This window comes from Mesorhizobium sp. M7A.F.Ca.CA.004.06.1.1 (genome assembly GCF_003999135.1).
Lineage (GTDB): Bacteria > Pseudomonadota > Alphaproteobacteria > Rhizobiales > Rhizobiaceae > Mesorhizobium.
The window spans coordinates 1-16405 of record NZ_RZPQ01000048.1; the positions used below are offsets into that span (position 1 = coordinate 1).

A 16405-nucleotide genomic window follows, 5' to 3' on the forward strand; every position below is an offset into this window, starting at 1 on the left:
GTGAAGTTCACCGAGAAGGGTCATGTGCTGATCGATGTCGGCGGCGAGATCGTCAACGACGTGGTCCAGCTCAAGGTCCGCGTCGAAGACACCGGCATCGGCATACCGGCCGAGAAACTGCAGAACGTGTTCGAGAAATTCGCGCAAGTGGACGGCTCGTCCACCCGCCGCCATGAGGGCACGGGGCTGGGCTTGGCCATCGCCGCCCGCCTCGTCGACCTGATGGCAGGCAAGATCGGCGTCGAAAGCGAGATCGGCCGTGGCTCCGTGTTCTGGTTCGCTGTGCCGCTGCCCGCGCATCAGGCCGCGGCGCGCGACGAGATCGTGCCGGTCGACGTCACCGGCGCGCGCGTGCTGGTCATCGACGACAATCCGGTCAACCGCGAAATCCTGCTCGAGCAGCTCAGAAGCTGGAGCTTCGACTGTGCCGCCGCCGAAAGCGGCGCCGTCGGCCTGGCCTTCCTCGACCGCGCCTTTCAACTCGGCGCCGCCGTCGACTGCATCATCCTCGACTACCAGATGCCGGGCATGAACGGCGCCGACGTCGCCAGAGCCATTGCTTCCGACAGCCGCCTGTCGGCCATCCCGATCGTTATCCTGACCTCGGTCGACCAGGTCGATTTCGGCAAGATGATCATCGACTTCGGCATTGCCGCGCATCTGACCAAACCGGCGCGCTCCGCGGTGCTGCTCGGCACCGTCATCTCGGTGATTCAGAAGGCCCGTTCGCAGGTCGGCAAGGCGCGGTTCGTCCGCGAACCGATCGTGCAGGCTTCCCTGGCAGCGCCGCCCGCCTTCACCGTCATCCGCGGCCCGGCAATGCCGGTCGCGGCAGCGCCGGAATCGACAACCGCGCCGAACGGACCGATCGACATCCTCATTGCCGAGGACAATGACGTGAACCAGTTGGTCTTCGGCCAGATCCTCAATGGGTTGGGCTTGAGCTACCGTATCGCCGGCAATGGCCGCACGGCGGTCGAAATGTACCGGGCGCTGCGCCCCAAGCTGATCCTGATGGACGTTTCGATGCCCGAAATGAACGGCTACGAGGCGACCCGCGCCATCCGGGCGATGGAGGTCTCGACGGGCGCCCACATCCCGATCATCGGCGTCACCGCGCACGCGCTGAAGGGCGATCGCGACAAGTGCATCGATTCAGGCATGGACGACTATCTGCCGAAGCCCGTTTCGCCCGACCGCCTAGGCACCAAGATCGGCACCTGGCTCAGCGAGACCGTCGTGGCCAAGACCGCCTGACTGCATCCATGAGGATGCGTCAGACGGCGGCAGCCTCCAGACGATAGCGGCGCATCCAGTCGAGGCTTGTCGCGTCAGCAAGCTTTGCAACGCCGGGGCTTACATCCTCCTCGTCAGGTGCTGGGACTCCCAGGGCTTCGCAGATGCCTAGCAACGTCGCAGCCGGATTGCCTGAAAGGCGCTCATAGCCGACGCGCAGCGGGGATATGCCTTGCTCTGCGAACCAAATGTTCCAGGCCGCGTCATAGGTCTCGAGTTCCGTGACCTCTCGTTTGATACGCTCGAAATCATATTGGGGCTCTTTCGGCGGTGCGACCCTTTCGATCTCGGTGCCATCGGGAGCGATATGCCAAAGACCGGTCTGCTCCGCCTTGATCAGGGAGACAGCCTGCGCGAGCTTGTTCTCCCGCGAGAGGTGTATGTAGAGGACGCGGCCAAAGGCCTTTTCAAGACGCGCTCTGTCCGACTGCAGTTTCGGGAAAATCCGGTCGAGGGTTGCCGAGAGTTCATCCAGATTTTCGCGCATCAAGCGAAGGCCGAAGAGGCCGGTCCCACCCTTGCCGGCAGCGATCGCCGCGTTGAGATAGGCGACATTGAAGTCGAGCTCACTCATCGTGTCGCGATCGGGCAGCTTCCACTCTTCAGCCCACTCCAGCACATCCTGCCGCCGATAGAATGAGTGCGGATCGCCAGTCGTCTTCGTGGATGCCAGAAGCTTGCACAGCAGCGTGCTACCGGTCCTCGGCGTGCCGCAGATGATGTATCCATCGAACATGTTGAGGCCCATGCTGCTCGTCAAAGACAGGGCCGCCGCCCAGTAAGGATGGCGGCCGCTATAGCTGAAATCTTTGCTGGATGCGACGTCACGGCTATCGCTTTTAAATGCCTCTCTCGGACAAACACCATGCCGGCAGCGGCCAAATTACCGGTTGCGCACCACCACGCACGCCCCACCGACACTTTGCAATTTCTGGCAAATAACGTTGGCATCGGCGCGGCGGTCGACACCGATCCTGACCGCGTAGATGCCGCGCCGGCCGATCGGCGTGCGCACCCGGCTGACCACCGGATCATGCCCGTTGAGCAGGGCCGGGAACCGGCTCCTTACCCTGACCCACTGGTTGATCGCGGCGCTGCGGCGAAAATTGCCGGCCACTTGGATGCCCCATGGCTTTATGTTGATCGAAGCCATGGCCACCGTCCGCGACATGATCACCGGCAGTTTTCGGCAAGCGACGGCAAAATCCGTCTTTGCGTCGAGCGGCTCGACCCTTCCGGCATAGGCCCGGTCGGTGAACTTGTCGGCTGGTTCGCCCATGATGTCTAAGACATAGCTTTCGGTTTCCATCGGCAGGAAACCGCCGGAGCTGAGCCAGCGCGACACCCGGCTCTCGCCGGCATTGTAGGCGGCGGCGGCCAGGCCGAGATTGCCGTAGCCGGTTTTCATTTCGGCCAGATATCTGGCCGAAGCCGGAATCGCCTGGTTGATGTCGAAGGAATTGGCGAGCCCGCGCATCTTGGCGGTGCCCGGCATGAACTGGGCAATGCCTTCGGCACCGACCGGACTGACGGCGTTGGGATCGAAACGGCTTTCCTTCCAGATCAGCCGGGCGAAGAAATCCCTGGACAGGCCGTTCTGGTCGGCATGCGCCTGGATCAGATTGCAGACCTTGTCGATCAGCCGCTGCTTGGCGGATTGCGGCGGATCGGCCTGCACAAGGGTCGACCAGGTCAGCCCGTACAGCAGGATCAGCGCTGCCCAAAGGAAACGCTGCATCGGTTCTACTCGGCCGCGGCCTTGCCGCGACCGAACCGTTGCTCGATATAGTCGGCGACCATTTTCTCGAAATCCGCGGCGATCGACGGCCCGCGCAGCGTCGCCGCCTTTTTGCCGTCGACGAAGACAGGCGCCGTCGGCATTTCGCCCGTGCCGGGCAGCGAAATGCCGATGTCGGCATGCTTGGACTCGCCAGGGCCGTTGACGATGCAACCCATCACCGCGACCTTGAGGTTCTCGACGCCGGGGTATTTGTCGCGCCACACGGGCATGTTCTTCCTGAGATCGGCCTGGATGTTCTGGGCGAGTTCCTGGAACACGGTGGAGGTGGTGCGGCCGCAGCCGGGGCAAGCGGCAACAATCGGCACGAACTGCCTGAACCCCATGGTTTGCAGCAATTCCTGTGACACCTGCACCTCGCGCGTGCGGTCGCCGTTCGGCTCCGGTGTCAGCGAGATGCGGATGGTGTCGCCGATGCCTTGCTGGAGCAGGATGCCCATGGCGGCCGACGAAGCGACGATGCCCTTCGAGCCCATGCCGGCTTCGGTCAGGCCGAGATGCAGCGCATGATTGGAGCGGGTGGCGAGCTCGGTATAGACGGCGATCAGGTCCTGCACGCCGCTGACCTTGGCCGACAGGATGATTTTCTCGCGGCCAAGGCCGATCTCTTCCGCCATCTCGGCCGACAGGATCGCCGACTGCACGATCGCCTCGCGCATCACCTCCTGCGCGGTCAGCGGAAAACCCTTGTCCTGGTTGTCGTCCATCAGCCGGGTCAAAAGCTCCTGGTCGAGCGAGCCCCAGTTGACACCGATGCGCACCGGCTTGTCATGCCTGATCGCCATCTCGACGATATCGGCGAACTGGCGGTCCTTCTTGTCCTTGAAGCCGACATTGCCCGGATTGATGCGGTATTTGGCCAGCGCCTCGGCGCAGGCCGGATGATCGGCCAAAAGCTTGTGGCCGATATAGTGGAAATCGCCGACCAGCGGCACGTTGATACCAAGCCGCTGAAGCCGCTCATGAATGCGCGGCACGGCGGCGGCGCTCTCGTCGCGATCGACGGTGATGCGCACGATCTCCGAGCCGGCCCGGTGCAGCGCTGCGACCTGCGCAACCGTCTGGTCGATATCGGCCGTATCGGTGTTGGTCATCGATTGGACGATAACGGGCGCGCCGCCGCCGACGACCACGCCGCCGACATCGACGCCGACCGACGTGCGGCGGGGGAAAGGAGAGGAAAAATATCCGGTCATGCCGGCAGCCTTTTGTCTCTGGAGCATCTTGTGTCCTGCATGGACGCACAACGACGCCCCGGGCCGATGCGCTGAGGTCCGGGCATGAGGTGGAGGAGCAAAGATGGCTTGTCAATGGCGACAGGTCGCCACTGGCCGGAATCGCCCGCCGCCGGCGACCAGAAACAATCGATGATCTGGCGAAACGGGCGACGGCCGAAGCGGAGATTGAGCCGGGTGCAAGTCCAGCTTCGGCTGACAGACCGGTGCTGGAAAATCAAAACCCTCCACGCCGGCGGCGGGGTGCCGCCGGGAAAAGAGGCCGCGGATATTGGGCGGCTATGTCAGGAGGGCGTCAATGCGTGGTCGGTTTGCCTCTTAGTTTTTCAATCTCGTCCTTGAGTGCCAGCTTGCGTCGCTTGAGATTCACGATTTCGAGGTCGTCGACCGATGGATGATTCATCGCGTCATCGATTTCACGTTCGATGTCGCCGTGTTTCCGCTGCAACTCATCAAGATGGGATGCAAGAGACATGATTGGTTCTCCCTTTCATGGTTTTCCTCGATTGCAACCGTCACGGCGCGTCCACCGCAGGTTCGCTTCTGTGACGGCACGGTGACAGTGTGTCACCTTCCGCGGGCGATGTCGAATGATCCGTGGTAGCATTCCACGACACCTTGAAATGTGATATGGGCTGCACGCCGGTGACAAAACACCCGGTCCCGCCCAATCAGGCCCAGTTTTGGGCGCCGCAGACGTGCAGACGGTAGAGAATGTCCGATCAGGAACAGGCCGATATTCGCCTCGAATTTTCCCGCCTGAAGCAGGAACACGCCGATTTCGATGCCGCCATCAACGCGATGATCGCCATGGCCTGCGATCCGCTGCAGATCCAGCGCATGAAGAAGAAGAAGCTGTTCCTCAAGGATCGGCTGATGGCGCTGGAAGACAAGATCATTCCCGACATTATTGCATGAACTGGCATTCGCTCGTTCGCATGCCTAGGCTGCGATCGAAAGTCTCGCGGCACGATCACGCAGCAGGCCGATAAGTTCGCCGGTCCGCTCCTCGGACGTATCGATGGGGACCACCAGGCACATGGTCGCCTCGACCTTGCCCGGCGCTGAAAACACCGGCGCGGCAAGGCACTTCGTATAGGCATCGACAAGGCCCGAAGTGACGCAATAGCCGGTGACCTGCGCTTTTGCGATGTCGGCGACGAAATCGTCGAGCCGCAGTTTGCGCCCGTCGGGCAGCACGAGATCGTCGTCCGACACCATGCCTTCGATCTCAGCCTTCTCCAGCCCCGCCAGAAGCAGCCGCCCCGAGGCCGTCCAGGGCAGCGGTATCTGCAAGCCGGTGGCGGAACTGATGCGGAACGGCCTGGTGCCGGGACTCGCATGGACGATCGTATAGCGGCCGCTCTGCAGCATGCACAGTTCGGAAGTCTCGCCGGTCTCGCGCGACAGATTGTCGACCTCCTGGCGCCCCCGCCTCAACAGGTCGTTGCCCCGCACATAGTCCATTCCGTAGAGATAGAGCTTCTTGCCGAAATAGACGCGATTGCCGTCGCCTTCCATTTCCAGCAGTCCCGCATCGACCAGCGACCGCACCAGCGTATAGGTCGTCGAACGGGGCGCGTGCACGCCCTTGGCAAGGTCGCCAATGCCGATCGCGCGCTGGGTCGTGTGAAGAAACTCCAGAATCTCGAGCACCCGGTTGAGCCCCTTTTCACGGGAGCCCGAAATCTTCTCGCCGGCTGAAAGTGCCGAGGCATTGCCATCTTGCATTGTTGATTCCCGGTGTTAGTATCTGTCCTGTACAGGATACACACGTCTCTTGTAAGAGACAATCGCTTCGACGTCACTGACGCGTGTATTGCCTGTGCAAGGGGAACACAAACGAAAGGAGGTCGCCGTGAACGACACATCCGGAAGACGTGATTTTCTGAAATTGGGAATGGCGGGACTGGCCACGGCCGGCGTCGTGGGTGCGGCGGTAGCCGTCGATGCCCAGAAGGCCGCTGCTCAGGCAGCACCCGACAGCCTGCTGCGCACCGTGCTCGATCGCGGCAAGCTGATCGTCGGTACCGGCAGCACCAATGCGCCGTGGCACTTCGAGAACGATGCCGGCGAACTCGTCGGCATGGACATCACCATGGGACGCATTCTTGCCAAGGGCCTTTTCGACGATCCGACCAAGGTCGAGTTCGTGATGCAGGATCCGGCACAGCGCATCCCCAACGTCACCACCAACAAGGTCGACATCACCATTCAGTTCATGACGATGAGCGCCCAGCGCTCGCAGCTGGTCAATTTTTCCCGGCCTTACTATGTCGAGGGCGTCGCCCTGCTGAGCCTTCCGACCGCCGAGAACAAGACCTTCGACAAGCTGCTTGCCGGCGGCTCGGCGACACGCGTCTCCATCCTGCAGAATGTCGATGCCGAGGCGCAGGTGCATTCGGTGCTGCCCGAGTGCCAGGTTATGCAGATCGATACCCAGGCCAACGTGCTGCAGGCACTGGAATCGAAACGCGTCGACGCCGCTGCCGTCGATCTGTCCACGGTGCGCTGGCTCGCCTCGCGCAATCCGGACAGATATTTCGACGCCGGCAAGAGCTGGCTGAGCATGCTTTATGGCGCGGCACTCCGGCAAGGCGACCTTGACTGGCTGACCTTCGTCAACGCGACCTTCACCATCGCCATGTTCGGCCACGAAAACGCACTCTACGATGCCGCCTTCAAGGACTATTTCGGACAGGAGCCGCCGGCGCGCCATCCCGGCTTCCCAGCCATCTGACCTGCATCGGGCGGAAGGGCGTATCCAGCGCCCTTCCGCCTCCCTAGAGCAATTCCAGGAAAAGTGTGAAACGGTTTTCGTCCGGAATTGCGTCAAAACAAAGAGTTAGAGCGGGTCGCCGTTTCCGTGAAACGGTGAACCGCTCTAAGCCTGCGGCACTGAGGCGGACGCATGGGCTATGCCCTTAATTTCAACCTGATCTGGCGGCACTTCGACAAGCTGTGGGGCGGACTGCTGCTCAGTCTCGAACTCGCCGTCATATCGATCGCCATCGGCATCGTCATCGGCCTGGTTCTGGCGGTCTGGTATGTGTCTGCCGGACGCATCGTGCGCACCATCATCGCCGCCTACGTCGAATTCATCCGCAACGTGCCGCTGATCCTGCTCGTCTACCTCGTCTTCTACGGCTTGCCGACAGTGGTCGATATCGCCTACAGCGCGCCGACCTCGTTCGTCGTCACGCTGTCGCTCTATAGCGGCGCCTATTTGGTCGAGGTGTTTCGCTCCGGGCTCGAAGCCGTTCCGCGCGGACAGCTGGACGCCGGCAAGGCAATCGGCCTGACACCCTGGCAAAGGCTGCTCAACGTGCGCCTGCCGACCATGCTGCGCATCACCTTGCCGGCATTGTCCAACACCTTCATATCGCTGTTCAAGGACACCTCCGTCGCGTCGGTCATTTCGGTGCCGGAGCTGACCTATGGCGCCCAGTGGATCAACTTCAACACCTTCCGCATCGTCGAGGTCTATCTCGTGGTCACGGCGATGTATCTGGTGACCGGCTACATCTTGCTTTTTGCGCTTCGGCTTGTCGAGCGCCGGTTCAGGGCGGCGCGCTGATATGCTGACCCAGATCGCCTATGCCTTACCTTTCCTCGCCCAGGGCTTTGCGCTGACACTGTGGGTATCCCTGCTGGTCGTGGTATTTTCGCTGATTGCCGGCGTGATCATGGGCGTCGGTCTCGTCTATGGCCCGGTGCCGTTGCAATGGGCCGTGCGCATCTTCAGCGACACCATCCGCGGCATCCCGATCCTGGTGCTCATCTTCTTTGTCTATTACGGACTGCCGGCCATCGGGCTTCATCTGCCGTCGTTCTGGGCCGCCGTGCTGGCGCTGACCCTGTTCAAGACAGCCCAGGTCGTAGAATATTTCAGAGGCGCTGTCGGCTCCATTCCGAAAGGGCAGTCCGAGGCGGCGATGGCGATCGGGCTGACCTTTCGACAGCGGCTCGCCTACGTCATCTTCCCACAGGCGTTCAGGCGCTTCCTGCCGCCCTGGATCAACGGCGTCACCGATGCGGTCAAGGGCAGCGCGCTGGTATCGCTGCTCGGCATCACCGACCTGATGCAGGCCATCAACCAGGTCATCGGCCGCACCTATGAGGCCATGCCGCTCTATATTCTCGGCGCGCTCATCTACTTCGCGGTCAACTATGCCCTTTCGCTCGCCAGCCGGCGGCTCGAGCGGCGTTTCTCCTTCATCCGGGAATAGCAATGTCCACAAGTCCGAAAAACACCCCGGCCCTTCTCGACGTCCAGGACGTTTCCAAAGCCTTTGGGACCGTCCAGGTCCTGCGTTCGGTCAGCCTGCAGGTGGCGAAGGGCGAGGTGGTGACCGTCATCGGCCCTTCCGGCAGCGGCAAGACCACGCTGCTGCGTTGCGTCAACTTTCTCGAAAGCTATGACAGTGGTTCGATCCGCATCGACGGCAAGGAGGTCGGCTTTCGCGAAGCCGGAACCCGCCAGCGTCGCAGCGAACGCGATCTCGCCGCGATGCGCGCCGAGACCGGCATGGTGTTCCAGAGCTTCAACCTCTTTCCGCACCTGACAGCCGCCGGCAACATCATGCTTGGCCTCACCAAGGTGCGCGGCAAGAGCAACGCCGAAGCGCGCACCATCGCCGAACACTGGCTCGGCCGGGTCGGCCTCGCCCACAAGGCCGACAGCCTGCCCGCCGAACTGTCCGGCGGCCAGCAGCAGCGCGTCGGCATTGCCCGCGCCGTGGCCATGGGGCCGAAGATCCTGCTTCTCGACGAGATAACCTCCGCGCTCGACCCGGAACTGGTCGGCGAGGTGCTCGAGGTCGTTCGCAGCCTGGCCGAGGACGGCATGACGATGGTGATGGTCACGCACGAAATGGCGTTTGCCCGCGATGCCTCGAGCCGCATCATCTTCATGGCCGATGGCGGCGTCAGCGCGGCGGGTCCACCCGCCGAAATCCTGGCGGCCGACACCGACAATGAGCGCCTGCGCACCTTCCTGGCACGCTTCCGCGCCTCGCATTTCTAGAACGGGACAGCGAACGCTGTCGCAAGGAGCCTTCTTTCATGACGCCTTATATCCGGCTCGCCGCGTTGGGCCTGACGCTGCCCGAGCCGCCGACACCGATCGCCAACTTCGTCACCCATGCCGAAAGCGGCCGGCTGATCTTCCTGTCCGGCCAGGGTCCGCTGCGCACCGACGGCACGCTGTTTACCGGCAAGGTGGGGGAGGATGTCAGCGTCGAGCAGGCTTATGGCCATGCCCGCCTCACCGGCCTCAATCTGCTTGCCGTCATGCACGCAGCCACTGGCGACCTTGGCCGGATCGTGCGCGTCGTCAAGCTGCTCGGCTTCGTCAACGCCATACCGACCTTCAGCGACCACCCGAAAGTGGTCAATGGCTGTTCCGACCTGTTTGCCGATGTGTTCGACAATATCGGCGGCCATGCCCGCTCGGCGATCGGCGTCGGCTCCTTGCCTGGAAACATCACCGTTGAAATCGAGGCGGTTGTCGAGATCGCCGCCTGACCTTTAGAAGAATGGAATCCGAGAGATGAAAACCACGTCCACCGACGGCTCCAACACCACCATCCGCGAACGGCTCGGCCTTCGCCCGATCATCAATGTCTCCGGCACGATGACCGCGCTCGGCGCGTCGATCATCGTCCCCGAAGCGATCAGCGCCATGGCGGAAATGGCCTCGCAATGGGTGGAAATGGATGACCTGCAACGTGCCGCAAGCACGATTGTCGCGCGCCTGACCGGCGGCGAGGCCGGTTTCATCACTGCCTGCTGCGCCAGCGGCATCACCATGGCGATCGCAGGTGCTATGACGGGGACCAATCTGCTCGCCATCGAGCGGCTGCCTGATAACACGGAGGGCCTCAAGTCGGAGGTCATCGTCCAGCTCGGGCACATCGTCAACTATGGTGCGCCGATCGACCAGTCGGTCCGGCTGGCGGGCGCCAGGGTCGTGCCGGCCGGCACGGTCAGCGTGACGCAGGACTATCATGTGCGCGACGCGATCAACGACCGCACGGCGGCGGGCCTCTACGTCGTTGCGCACCACACCGTGCAGTATGGCATGCTGTCCCTGGAGGAATTCTGCGAGATCTGCCACGCCAGGGGCATCCCTGTGATCGTGGATGCGGCTTCAGAGTATGATCTGCGCGGCTTCCTCGCGCGCGGCGCCGACATTGTCATCTACAGCGGCCACAAATTCCTGAGTGGGCCGACCAGCGGCATCGTCACCGGGCGCAAGGATCTGGTTCGCACCGCCTATCTCCAGAACCGCGGCGTCGCCCGCGCCATGAAGGTCGGCAAGGAGAGCATCGCCGGCACCATGGCCGCACTGGAAGCCTGGGAAAAGCGCGACCATGCCGGCATCCGCCGCCGCGAAGACGCCGCGCTCAACCTGTGGAAGGAGACGTTGCAGGGCCTGCCGGGCATTGTCGCGCAGATCATTCCCGATCCGACCGCCAACCCTCTCGATCGGCTTCAGATTTTTGTACTGCCCGAAAGCCGGTTCACGGCGGCCGGCCTCACCTCGGCATTGGCGACGGGCTCGCCACCGATCATCGTGCGCAACCATGAGGTGGAGCGCGGCCATTTCTTCCTCGACCCCTGCAATCTTCATCCCGGCGAGGCCGAGATCGTCGCCGAACGGCTGCGCGCCATATTGACCGCCAAGGACCGCCCGGCCGATGCGATGAAACTCGCCCGCAAGGATTCGTCCGGCGTCTTACGCTGGCCAGATTGAACACCCGGCGAATCGCTTGCTGAAATGCGCCGACCGTAACCAGCACGCGCCATCATGCGCCTATTGGCCTGACGGGCTCTCCAGGGCACCGGCCGGGAAACTGCCGGCTCCCTTTGCGCGCCTTGGCGGGTCCAGCCTGGTGGCCGCTTCGTAGCCTCTCAAAACAATAACTTTACAAATATCTTTATTTATGTGAAGTCATGACGATTGAAGGATCGATCATGACAGCCACTCGTTTCGCCACGCGCCTGAATTCCTTTGCCTCGCGACCGCACGCCGAGTGGCCCGATCTTACCGGCAAGCCGTCGCTGCTGCAGATGGCGGCGCGCGCCGCCAAGGTCGAGGGGCTTACCGATCTGGATCTCAACTTTCCTGACCATGTCAGGGAAAAGCCCACGGAAATTGCTCTGAAACTGGGCGATCTTGGGCTCTCCATCAATGGCTTTGCCATGCGCTACTACTCCAACCCCGCCTTCAAGCTCGGCGCTTTCACCAATCCGGATCCGGCGGTGCGTCGCGAGGCCATCGACCTGACCAAGGCCGGCATCGATGCCGTGCGTGAGGCCGGCGCCAGCCTGATGACGCTGTGGCTCGGCCAGGATGGCTTCGACTACGCCTTCCAGGCCGACTATTCGACGCTTTGGCAACACGAAATTGATGGGATTCGTGAAGTTGCGGCACATGATCCCGACTGTCAGATCAGCCTTGAATACAAACCGAACGAACCACGCTCCTACAGCCTGATGCCGGATGCGGCGACGACCTTGCTGGCGATCCGCGATGTCGGCCTGCCTAATCTCGGCGTCACGCTCGATTTCGCTCATGTGCTCTACGCCGACGAACAACCGGCCTTTGCCGCGGCCCTGGTGGCGCGTCACAGCAAGCTGCTCGGCGTGCACCTGAACGACGGCTACGCCAAGCGCGACGACGGCCTGATGGTCGGCGCGGTGCACACGCTGCAGACCATCGAGATGCTCAGGCAGATTCGCCGCGACGGTTACGCCGGCGCCATCTATTTCGACACGTTCCCCGATATGACAGGGCTCGATCCGGTGCGCGAGTGCGAAGTCAACATCGCCACCGTCAATCGCATGCTGCGCGTCGTCGACCGGCTGGAGCAGGACAATCGCCTGTCCGCCGCCATGGACAGCCAGGACGCGGTGACGTCGCAGGCCATCATCCAGGAAATCATGCTCGGGCCGGATAGCTGAGGCATCCGCGCCATCGCCGTTTTTCAACCAGGGAGGAATACAATGAAACTTCTGCTTGCCACCGCTACCGCCGCATTGATGGCGCTCTCGATCGGCTCTGCCTTTTCCGCCGACCTCGCGCCGCTCAATTCCGACACGGAAAAGGACCGCATCGACTGGTCGCAGGTCGAGGCCAAGTTCGGCGCGTTCCCCAAGCTGCCCGAAGGCACCAAGGCAGGCGCGGTCTCCAAGACGCTGACCAATGAATACTGGCGCTCGCTGGGCGAGGGCTACACGGCATTCGGCGCCAAGGTCGGCGTTCCCGTCGTCTATCAGGCAGCGCAGAGCGAGGGCGACCAGCTCGGCCAGCTCACCATCGCCGAAGGCCTGGTGACGCAGGGCTACAACGTGCTGCTCGTCTCGCCGCAGACGGATGCCAATCTGCAGCCGATCATGGAGCAGGCCAAGGCCGCCAACGTGCCGGTGGTCAATGTCAATGACGCCGTCATCCCGCAGGCCGAGCATTATGTCGGCAACGTCCAACGCGACAATGGCGTGCGCGTCGCCAAATGGTTCGTCAAGAATCGTCCGAATGGCGGCAAGGTCGCCATCGTCGAAGGCCAGGCTGGCGTCTATGCCGCCGTGCAGCGCACCGATGGCTTCAAGTCGACCATTACCGAGGGAGGCAAGTTCGAGGTTGTCGCCAGCGTTCCCGGCAACTGGGACCGCCAGACCTCCTATGACGCGGCCACCAACATCCTGCAGCAGCATCCCGACCTGATCGGCTTCTATGCCAACAATGATGGCATGGCGCTGGGCATCGTCGAGGCTGTCAAGGCCGCCGGCCTGCAGGACAAGGTTGCGGTCTTCGGCACCGACGGCATTTCCGATGCCTATGCCTCCATACGGGCCGGCGAACTGACCGGCACGGTCGACAGTTTCCCCGTTCTGACCGGCGAAGTGGCGTTGGAAACAGCTCTGCGTCTCGTCGCGGGACAGAAGCTGCCGCGCGTCGTCGCCACGCCCCAGGCGCTGATCACCAAGGACAATGCCGACCGCTATTCCGGCGCCGGCGCGCGCAAGGCGCTGCTCGAGGACGCGGCTGCGGGCCAGTAAGGCCAACCAACAGTGCCGGTCAGGGCAATTCGCTTCTGTCCGGCACCATGGCCCGGAGATAGAACTCGATGTCACCCCGGCTGCAATTCCAGGGCATTTCCAAGCTGTTTCCGGCCGTACGGGCGCTTGACGGCGTTTCGTTCTCGGTCGGGGCCGGTGAAATCCATGGCCTGCTCGGCGAAAACGGCGCCGGCAAGTCGACGCTGCTGCGCGTCCTGTCTGGCGTCTACAGGCCGACCGCGGGAAGCGTCCTCATCGACGGCAAGCCGGTTACACTCGCCAACCCGGTTGCCGCGCGCGCTGCGGGCGTCGCCATGATCCATCAGGAATTGCAGCAGGTGCCGCGCCTCAGCGTCGCCCAGAACATGTTCCTCGGCCATCCGCTGACGCGCGGCGGCATCTTCGTCGCCAGCAGAGAGCAGGAGCGCCGCGCCGCCGAGGCTCTTGCAGCCATCGACCCTTCCATCGATCCAGCCGCCCCGCTCGGCACCCTGAAGGTGGCGCAGCGGCAGATTGTCGAGATTGCCAGGGCATTGCTCGATCGCGCCCGCATCGTCGCCATGGACGAGCCGACATCGAGCCTGACGCCGAGCGAATTCGAACGGCTCGCGCAAGTCATTACAGGTTTGGCGCGCGATGGCGTCGCCGTCGTCTATGTCTCGCACAAGCTGGATGAGGTGTTCGGCATCTGCCGGCGCGCCACCATCATGCGCGATGGCGTCGTCGTCGATTCCGTCGATCTGAAAGACCTGTCGGAGAAAGCGGTCGTGGCGATGATGGTCGGCCGCGAACTGGCGCAGGAACACCATAATTCCCATGCCACGAACAAGGTCATGCTGAGCGCGCGTGGCCTCTCCTCGGCGACGAAGGTGCGCAACGTGTCGTTCGATCTGCATCGCGGCGAGGTGCTGGGGATTGCCGGCCTGGTCGGTTCCGGCCGAACTGAACTTTTGCGGCTCCTGGCCGGCGCCGATCGCGCCACGGCCGGCACCATTGCAATCGACGGCAAGGCGGCGCGCTTCGCCGGCCCGCGCGATGCGATTGCCGCCGGCATCGGCCTGGTGCCGGAGGAGCGCAAGCGCGAAGGCATCGTGCCGCTGCGCTCGATCACCAGCAACATGGCGCTGGCCTCGATGAACGTATTCGCGCCGCGCGGCGTCATCGATCACACCAGGCTGAAACAGGTGGCGGTCGACAGGATGAGCCGCGTCAATCTGCGCCCGTTCCTGCTCGACCGGCCGATCCGCCTGTTCAGCGGCGGCAACCAGCAGAAGGCGATCATCGGCCGCTGGCTGGCCGCGGGAACGCGCATCCTCTTGTTCGACGAACCGACACGCGGCATCGATGTCGGCGCCAAGGCGGAGATCTATCATCTGATCGAGGAACTCGCCGCCGAGGGCCATGCCGTGATCGTCGTCTCCTCCGAACTCCCCGAAGTGATCCGGCTTGCCGACCGCGTGCTGGTCATGCGCGACGGCACGATCGCGGCCGAACTCCACAGAGACGATATCAGCGAACAGGCGATCGCGGCGCACGCCATCCCACAAACGCAAACGCCGGCCGCGCAACAGGCAAGGCAGTAGGTGACGGATATGTCGGATACCACTCTGGTGCGACCACGCGCCGAATTCCTGCGCGGCGTTTCCATGCGCGACGCCGGCACGCTGATCGGCCTTGTCGTGATCCTGGCAGTATTCGGCACGCTGGTGCCCGGCTTCTTCGCCGAGCGCAACCTGATCAACATCCTGCAGCAGTCGAGCATCAATGCCTGTTTGGCGCTGGGCATGACGCTGGTCATCATCTCCGGTGGCATCGACCTGTCGGTCGGGCCGACGGCGGCACTCTCGGCCGTCATCTCGGCCTCTATGATGGTCGCCGGCGTGCCGTTTCCGTTGGCCATCGCCGCCGGCTTCGCCATTGGCCTTGCCTGCGGCCTCGTCAACGGCGTGCTCGTCGCCTATGTCGGGCTGCAGCCCTTCATCGTCACGTTGGGAACGCTCAGCACCTATCGGGCGCTGGCGCTGATCTACACCGGCGGCAATCCGGTGCTCGGCCTTCCGCCAAGCTTTCGCGCCATCTTCAACGGATCGCTGTTTGGACTGCCTCTGGCGGTCATCATCGTCGCCTGCGTGGCTGTCGTCGCCTGGGTCGTTTTGAAGAAGACGCCCTTCGGCGAATATCTGCTTGCCGTCGGCGGCAACGAGGAGGCGGCCTACATCGCCGGCGTGCCGATTGCCCGCACCAAGATCGCCGCCTACATGATCTCGGGCCTGCTGGCGGCGCTTGCCGCGCAGATCCTGGTCGGCCGGCTCGGCGCCGCCGAGCCCATCCTCGGCAATCTCTGGGAACTCGACGCTATCGCGGCTGCCGCCATCGGCGGCGCCTCGCTGATGGGCGGCAAGGGCAGCATCGTCGGCACCATCCTGGGCGCCGTCATCCTCGGCGCCATGCGCAACGGTTTGACGCTGATGAACGTCCAGTCCTTCTATCAGCTTCTGGCAACTGGTCTTATAATCCTCGCCGCGATGCTTATCGATCGCGTGACGAGGGGGCGTGGATGACCTTGAGCGGGCTGGACCTGAAAGCGGTAGGACCGCGCATCCGCATGATGATGCCGCATCTCACCCCGTTGGAGGCGAAGGTGGTGGAAACCGTCTTCGGCCGGCGCGGTTTCGACGAGAGCATTCCGCTGAAACAGATCGCCGAAGAGTCCGGCGTGTCCGAGGCGATGGTGGTCAAAATCGCCAAGAAGCTCGGCTTTTCCGGCTATCGCGACTTCCGCACCGCCGTCTATGAATACAGTCGCCTGCCGACCGCCGAGATGCACCAGGAACTGTCATCCGACGACAGTTCGGCCGAGATCGTGCAAAAAGTGTTTCGCACCTCCATCCAGGCGCTGGCGGAGACGCTGGCGATCCTCGACATCGAGGATTTCGACCGGGCCGCCGAGCTGCTCTTCCGTGCCAAGACCCGGGATTTTTATGGCGTCGGCGGCTCGGCGCAGATCGCCCGC

The 16405-nt window shown here is 63.1% G+C and carries 17 protein-coding genes and 1 pseudogene; 13 read left to right on the forward strand and 5 right to left on the reverse strand.

Going from position 1 to position 16405, the window contains the following annotated elements:
* A partial coding sequence (locus EN906_RS05475) for a response regulator (protein WP_127375096.1) occupies window positions 1-1257 on the forward strand: 1257 nt, incomplete at its 5' end.
* A gap of 19 nt (window positions 1258-1276) precedes the next feature.
* Here the strand turns inward: EN906_RS05475 and EN906_RS05480 are convergent.
* The 4 genes from EN906_RS05480 to EN906_RS05495 form a co-directional block, all read right to left on the reverse strand.
* Window positions 1277-2056: a Stf0 family sulfotransferase gene (locus EN906_RS05480; RefSeq protein ID WP_236383230.1), complete on the reverse strand. Its 780-nt coding sequence runs from the start codon at window positions 2054-2056 to the stop codon at window positions 1277-1279.
* A gap of 123 nt (window positions 2057-2179) precedes the next feature.
* Window positions 2180-3034 carry a lytic transglycosylase domain-containing protein gene (locus EN906_RS05485; protein ID WP_127267513.1) on the reverse strand — a complete coding sequence of 285 codons (855 nt, stop codon included), beginning with the start codon at window positions 3032-3034 and terminating at the stop codon, window positions 2180-2182.
* Between the two features lie 5 nt (window positions 3035-3039).
* A complete protein-coding gene (gene ispG, locus EN906_RS05490; protein ID WP_164748833.1) occupies window positions 3040-4290 on the reverse strand; it encodes a flavodoxin-dependent (E)-4-hydroxy-3-methylbut-2-enyl-diphosphate synthase in 1251 nt (416 codons plus the stop codon).
* Window positions 4291-4624: 334 nt separating this feature from the next.
* Window positions 4625-4804, reverse strand: a complete 180-nt coding sequence (locus EN906_RS05495) for a YdcH family protein (protein ID WP_013529217.1) — start codon at window positions 4802-4804, stop codon at window positions 4625-4627.
* A 239-nt stretch (window positions 4805-5043) separates the two neighbouring features.
* Here EN906_RS05495 and EN906_RS05500 point away from each other — a divergent pair, with 239 nt between their 5' ends.
* A complete protein-coding gene (locus tag EN906_RS05500; protein WP_013529216.1) occupies window positions 5044-5247 on the forward strand; it encodes a DUF465 domain-containing protein in 204 nt (67 codons plus the stop codon).
* A gap of 24 nt (window positions 5248-5271) precedes the next feature.
* Here the strand turns inward: EN906_RS05500 and EN906_RS05505 are convergent, their stop codons facing one another.
* Window positions 5272-6060 carry an IclR family transcriptional regulator gene (locus EN906_RS05505; RefSeq protein WP_127267515.1) on the reverse strand — a complete coding sequence of 263 codons (789 nt, stop codon included), beginning with the start codon at window positions 6058-6060 and terminating at the stop codon, window positions 5272-5274.
* A gap of 127 nt (window positions 6061-6187) precedes the next feature.
* On the opposite strand from EN906_RS05505, the gene EN906_RS05510 reads away from it, so the two are divergent.
* The 11 genes and pseudogenes from EN906_RS05510 to EN906_RS05560 all read left to right on the forward strand — a co-directional run.
* On the forward strand, window positions 6188-7069 hold the full coding sequence (locus EN906_RS05510; protein WP_127267516.1) for a transporter substrate-binding domain-containing protein: 882 nt from the start codon (window positions 6188-6190) through the stop codon (window positions 7067-7069).
* Between the two features lie 171 nt (window positions 7070-7240).
* On the forward strand, window positions 7241-7906 hold the full coding sequence (locus EN906_RS05515; protein WP_127267517.1) for an amino acid ABC transporter permease: 666 nt from the start codon (window positions 7241-7243) through the stop codon (window positions 7904-7906).
* Window position 7907: 1 nt separating this feature from the next.
* Window positions 7908-8558, forward strand: a complete 651-nt coding sequence (locus EN906_RS05520; RefSeq protein WP_127267518.1) for an amino acid ABC transporter permease — start codon at window positions 7908-7910, stop codon at window positions 8556-8558.
* A 2-nt stretch (window positions 8559-8560) separates the two neighbouring features.
* Window positions 8561-9355: an amino acid ABC transporter ATP-binding protein gene (locus EN906_RS05525; RefSeq protein ID WP_127272345.1), complete on the forward strand. Its 795-nt coding sequence runs from the start codon at window positions 8561-8563 to the stop codon at window positions 9353-9355.
* Window positions 9356-9393: 38 nt separating this feature from the next.
* Window positions 9394-9855 (forward strand): RidA family protein, encoded by a 462-nt coding sequence (locus EN906_RS05530; protein WP_127271288.1) that lies wholly within the window; start codon window positions 9394-9396, stop codon window positions 9853-9855.
* A gap of 25 nt (window positions 9856-9880) precedes the next feature.
* Window positions 9881-11086 carry an aminotransferase class V-fold PLP-dependent enzyme gene (locus tag EN906_RS05535; RefSeq protein ID WP_127271290.1) on the forward strand — a complete coding sequence of 402 codons (1206 nt, stop codon included), beginning with the start codon at window positions 9881-9883 and terminating at the stop codon, window positions 11084-11086.
* A gap of 221 nt (window positions 11087-11307) precedes the next feature.
* The gene (locus EN906_RS05540; RefSeq protein WP_127269387.1) at window positions 11308-12297 is read left to right on the forward strand and encodes a TIM barrel protein; all 990 of its coding nucleotides are present in this window, start codon (window positions 11308-11310) and stop codon (window positions 12295-12297) included.
* A gap of 42 nt (window positions 12298-12339) precedes the next feature.
* Window positions 12340-13392 carry a substrate-binding domain-containing protein gene (locus EN906_RS05545; RefSeq protein ID WP_127269388.1) on the forward strand — a complete coding sequence of 351 codons (1053 nt, stop codon included), beginning with the start codon at window positions 12340-12342 and terminating at the stop codon, window positions 13390-13392.
* Window positions 13393-13460: 68 nt separating this feature from the next.
* Window positions 13461-14975 carry a sugar ABC transporter ATP-binding protein gene (locus EN906_RS05550; RefSeq protein ID WP_127269389.1) on the forward strand — a complete coding sequence of 505 codons (1515 nt, stop codon included), beginning with the start codon at window positions 13461-13463 and terminating at the stop codon, window positions 14973-14975.
* Window positions 14976-14984: 9 nt separating this feature from the next.
* Window positions 14985-15953: an ABC transporter permease gene (locus EN906_RS05555; protein ID WP_127269390.1), complete on the forward strand. Its 969-nt coding sequence runs from the start codon at window positions 14985-14987 to the stop codon at window positions 15951-15953.
* A pseudogene (locus tag EN906_RS05560) lies at window positions 15950-16405 on the forward strand (RpiR family transcriptional regulator); the annotation flags it as partial. The gene EN906_RS05555 and the pseudogene EN906_RS05560, both read left to right, overlap by 4 nt.

Excerpts from the sequence above, each read along its gene's own strand:
- EN906_RS05505 (WP_127267515.1), bottom strand. The coding sequence starts at position 6,060 with ATGCAAGATGGCAATGCCTCGGCACTTTCAGCCGGCGAGAAGATTTCG.
- EN906_RS05545 (WP_127269388.1), top strand. The coding sequence starts at position 12,340 with ATGAAACTTCTGCTTGCCACCGCTACCGCCGCATTGATGGCGCTCTCG.
- EN906_RS05525 (WP_127272345.1), top strand. The coding sequence starts at position 8,561 with ATGTCCACAAGTCCGAAAAACACCCCGGCCCTTCTCGACGTCCAGGAC.
- EN906_RS05515 (WP_127267517.1), top strand. The coding sequence starts at position 7,241 with ATGGGCTATGCCCTTAATTTCAACCTGATCTGGCGGCACTTCGACAAG.
- EN906_RS05535 (WP_127271290.1), top strand. The coding sequence starts at position 9,881 with ATGAAAACCACGTCCACCGACGGCTCCAACACCACCATCCGCGAACGG.
- EN906_RS05530 (WP_127271288.1), top strand. The coding sequence starts at position 9,394 with ATGACGCCTTATATCCGGCTCGCCGCGTTGGGCCTGACGCTGCCCGAG.
- EN906_RS05500 (WP_013529216.1), top strand. The coding sequence starts at position 5,044 with ATGTCCGATCAGGAACAGGCCGATATTCGCCTCGAATTTTCCCGCCTG.
- EN906_RS05495 (WP_013529217.1), bottom strand. The coding sequence starts at position 4,804 with ATGTCTCTTGCATCCCATCTTGATGAGTTGCAGCGGAAACACGGCGAC.
- ispG (WP_164748833.1), bottom strand. The coding sequence starts at position 4,290 with ATGACCGGATATTTTTCCTCTCCTTTCCCCCGCCGCACGTCGGTCGGC.
- EN906_RS05550 (WP_127269389.1), top strand. The coding sequence starts at position 13,461 with ATGTCACCCCGGCTGCAATTCCAGGGCATTTCCAAGCTGTTTCCGGCC.
- EN906_RS05540 (WP_127269387.1), top strand. The coding sequence starts at position 11,308 with ATGACAGCCACTCGTTTCGCCACGCGCCTGAATTCCTTTGCCTCGCGA.
- EN906_RS05555 (WP_127269390.1), top strand. The coding sequence starts at position 14,985 with ATGTCGGATACCACTCTGGTGCGACCACGCGCCGAATTCCTGCGCGGC.
- EN906_RS05485 (WP_127267513.1), bottom strand. The coding sequence starts at position 3,034 with ATGCAGCGTTTCCTTTGGGCAGCGCTGATCCTGCTGTACGGGCTGACC.
- EN906_RS05520 (WP_127267518.1), top strand. The coding sequence starts at position 7,908 with ATGCTGACCCAGATCGCCTATGCCTTACCTTTCCTCGCCCAGGGCTTT.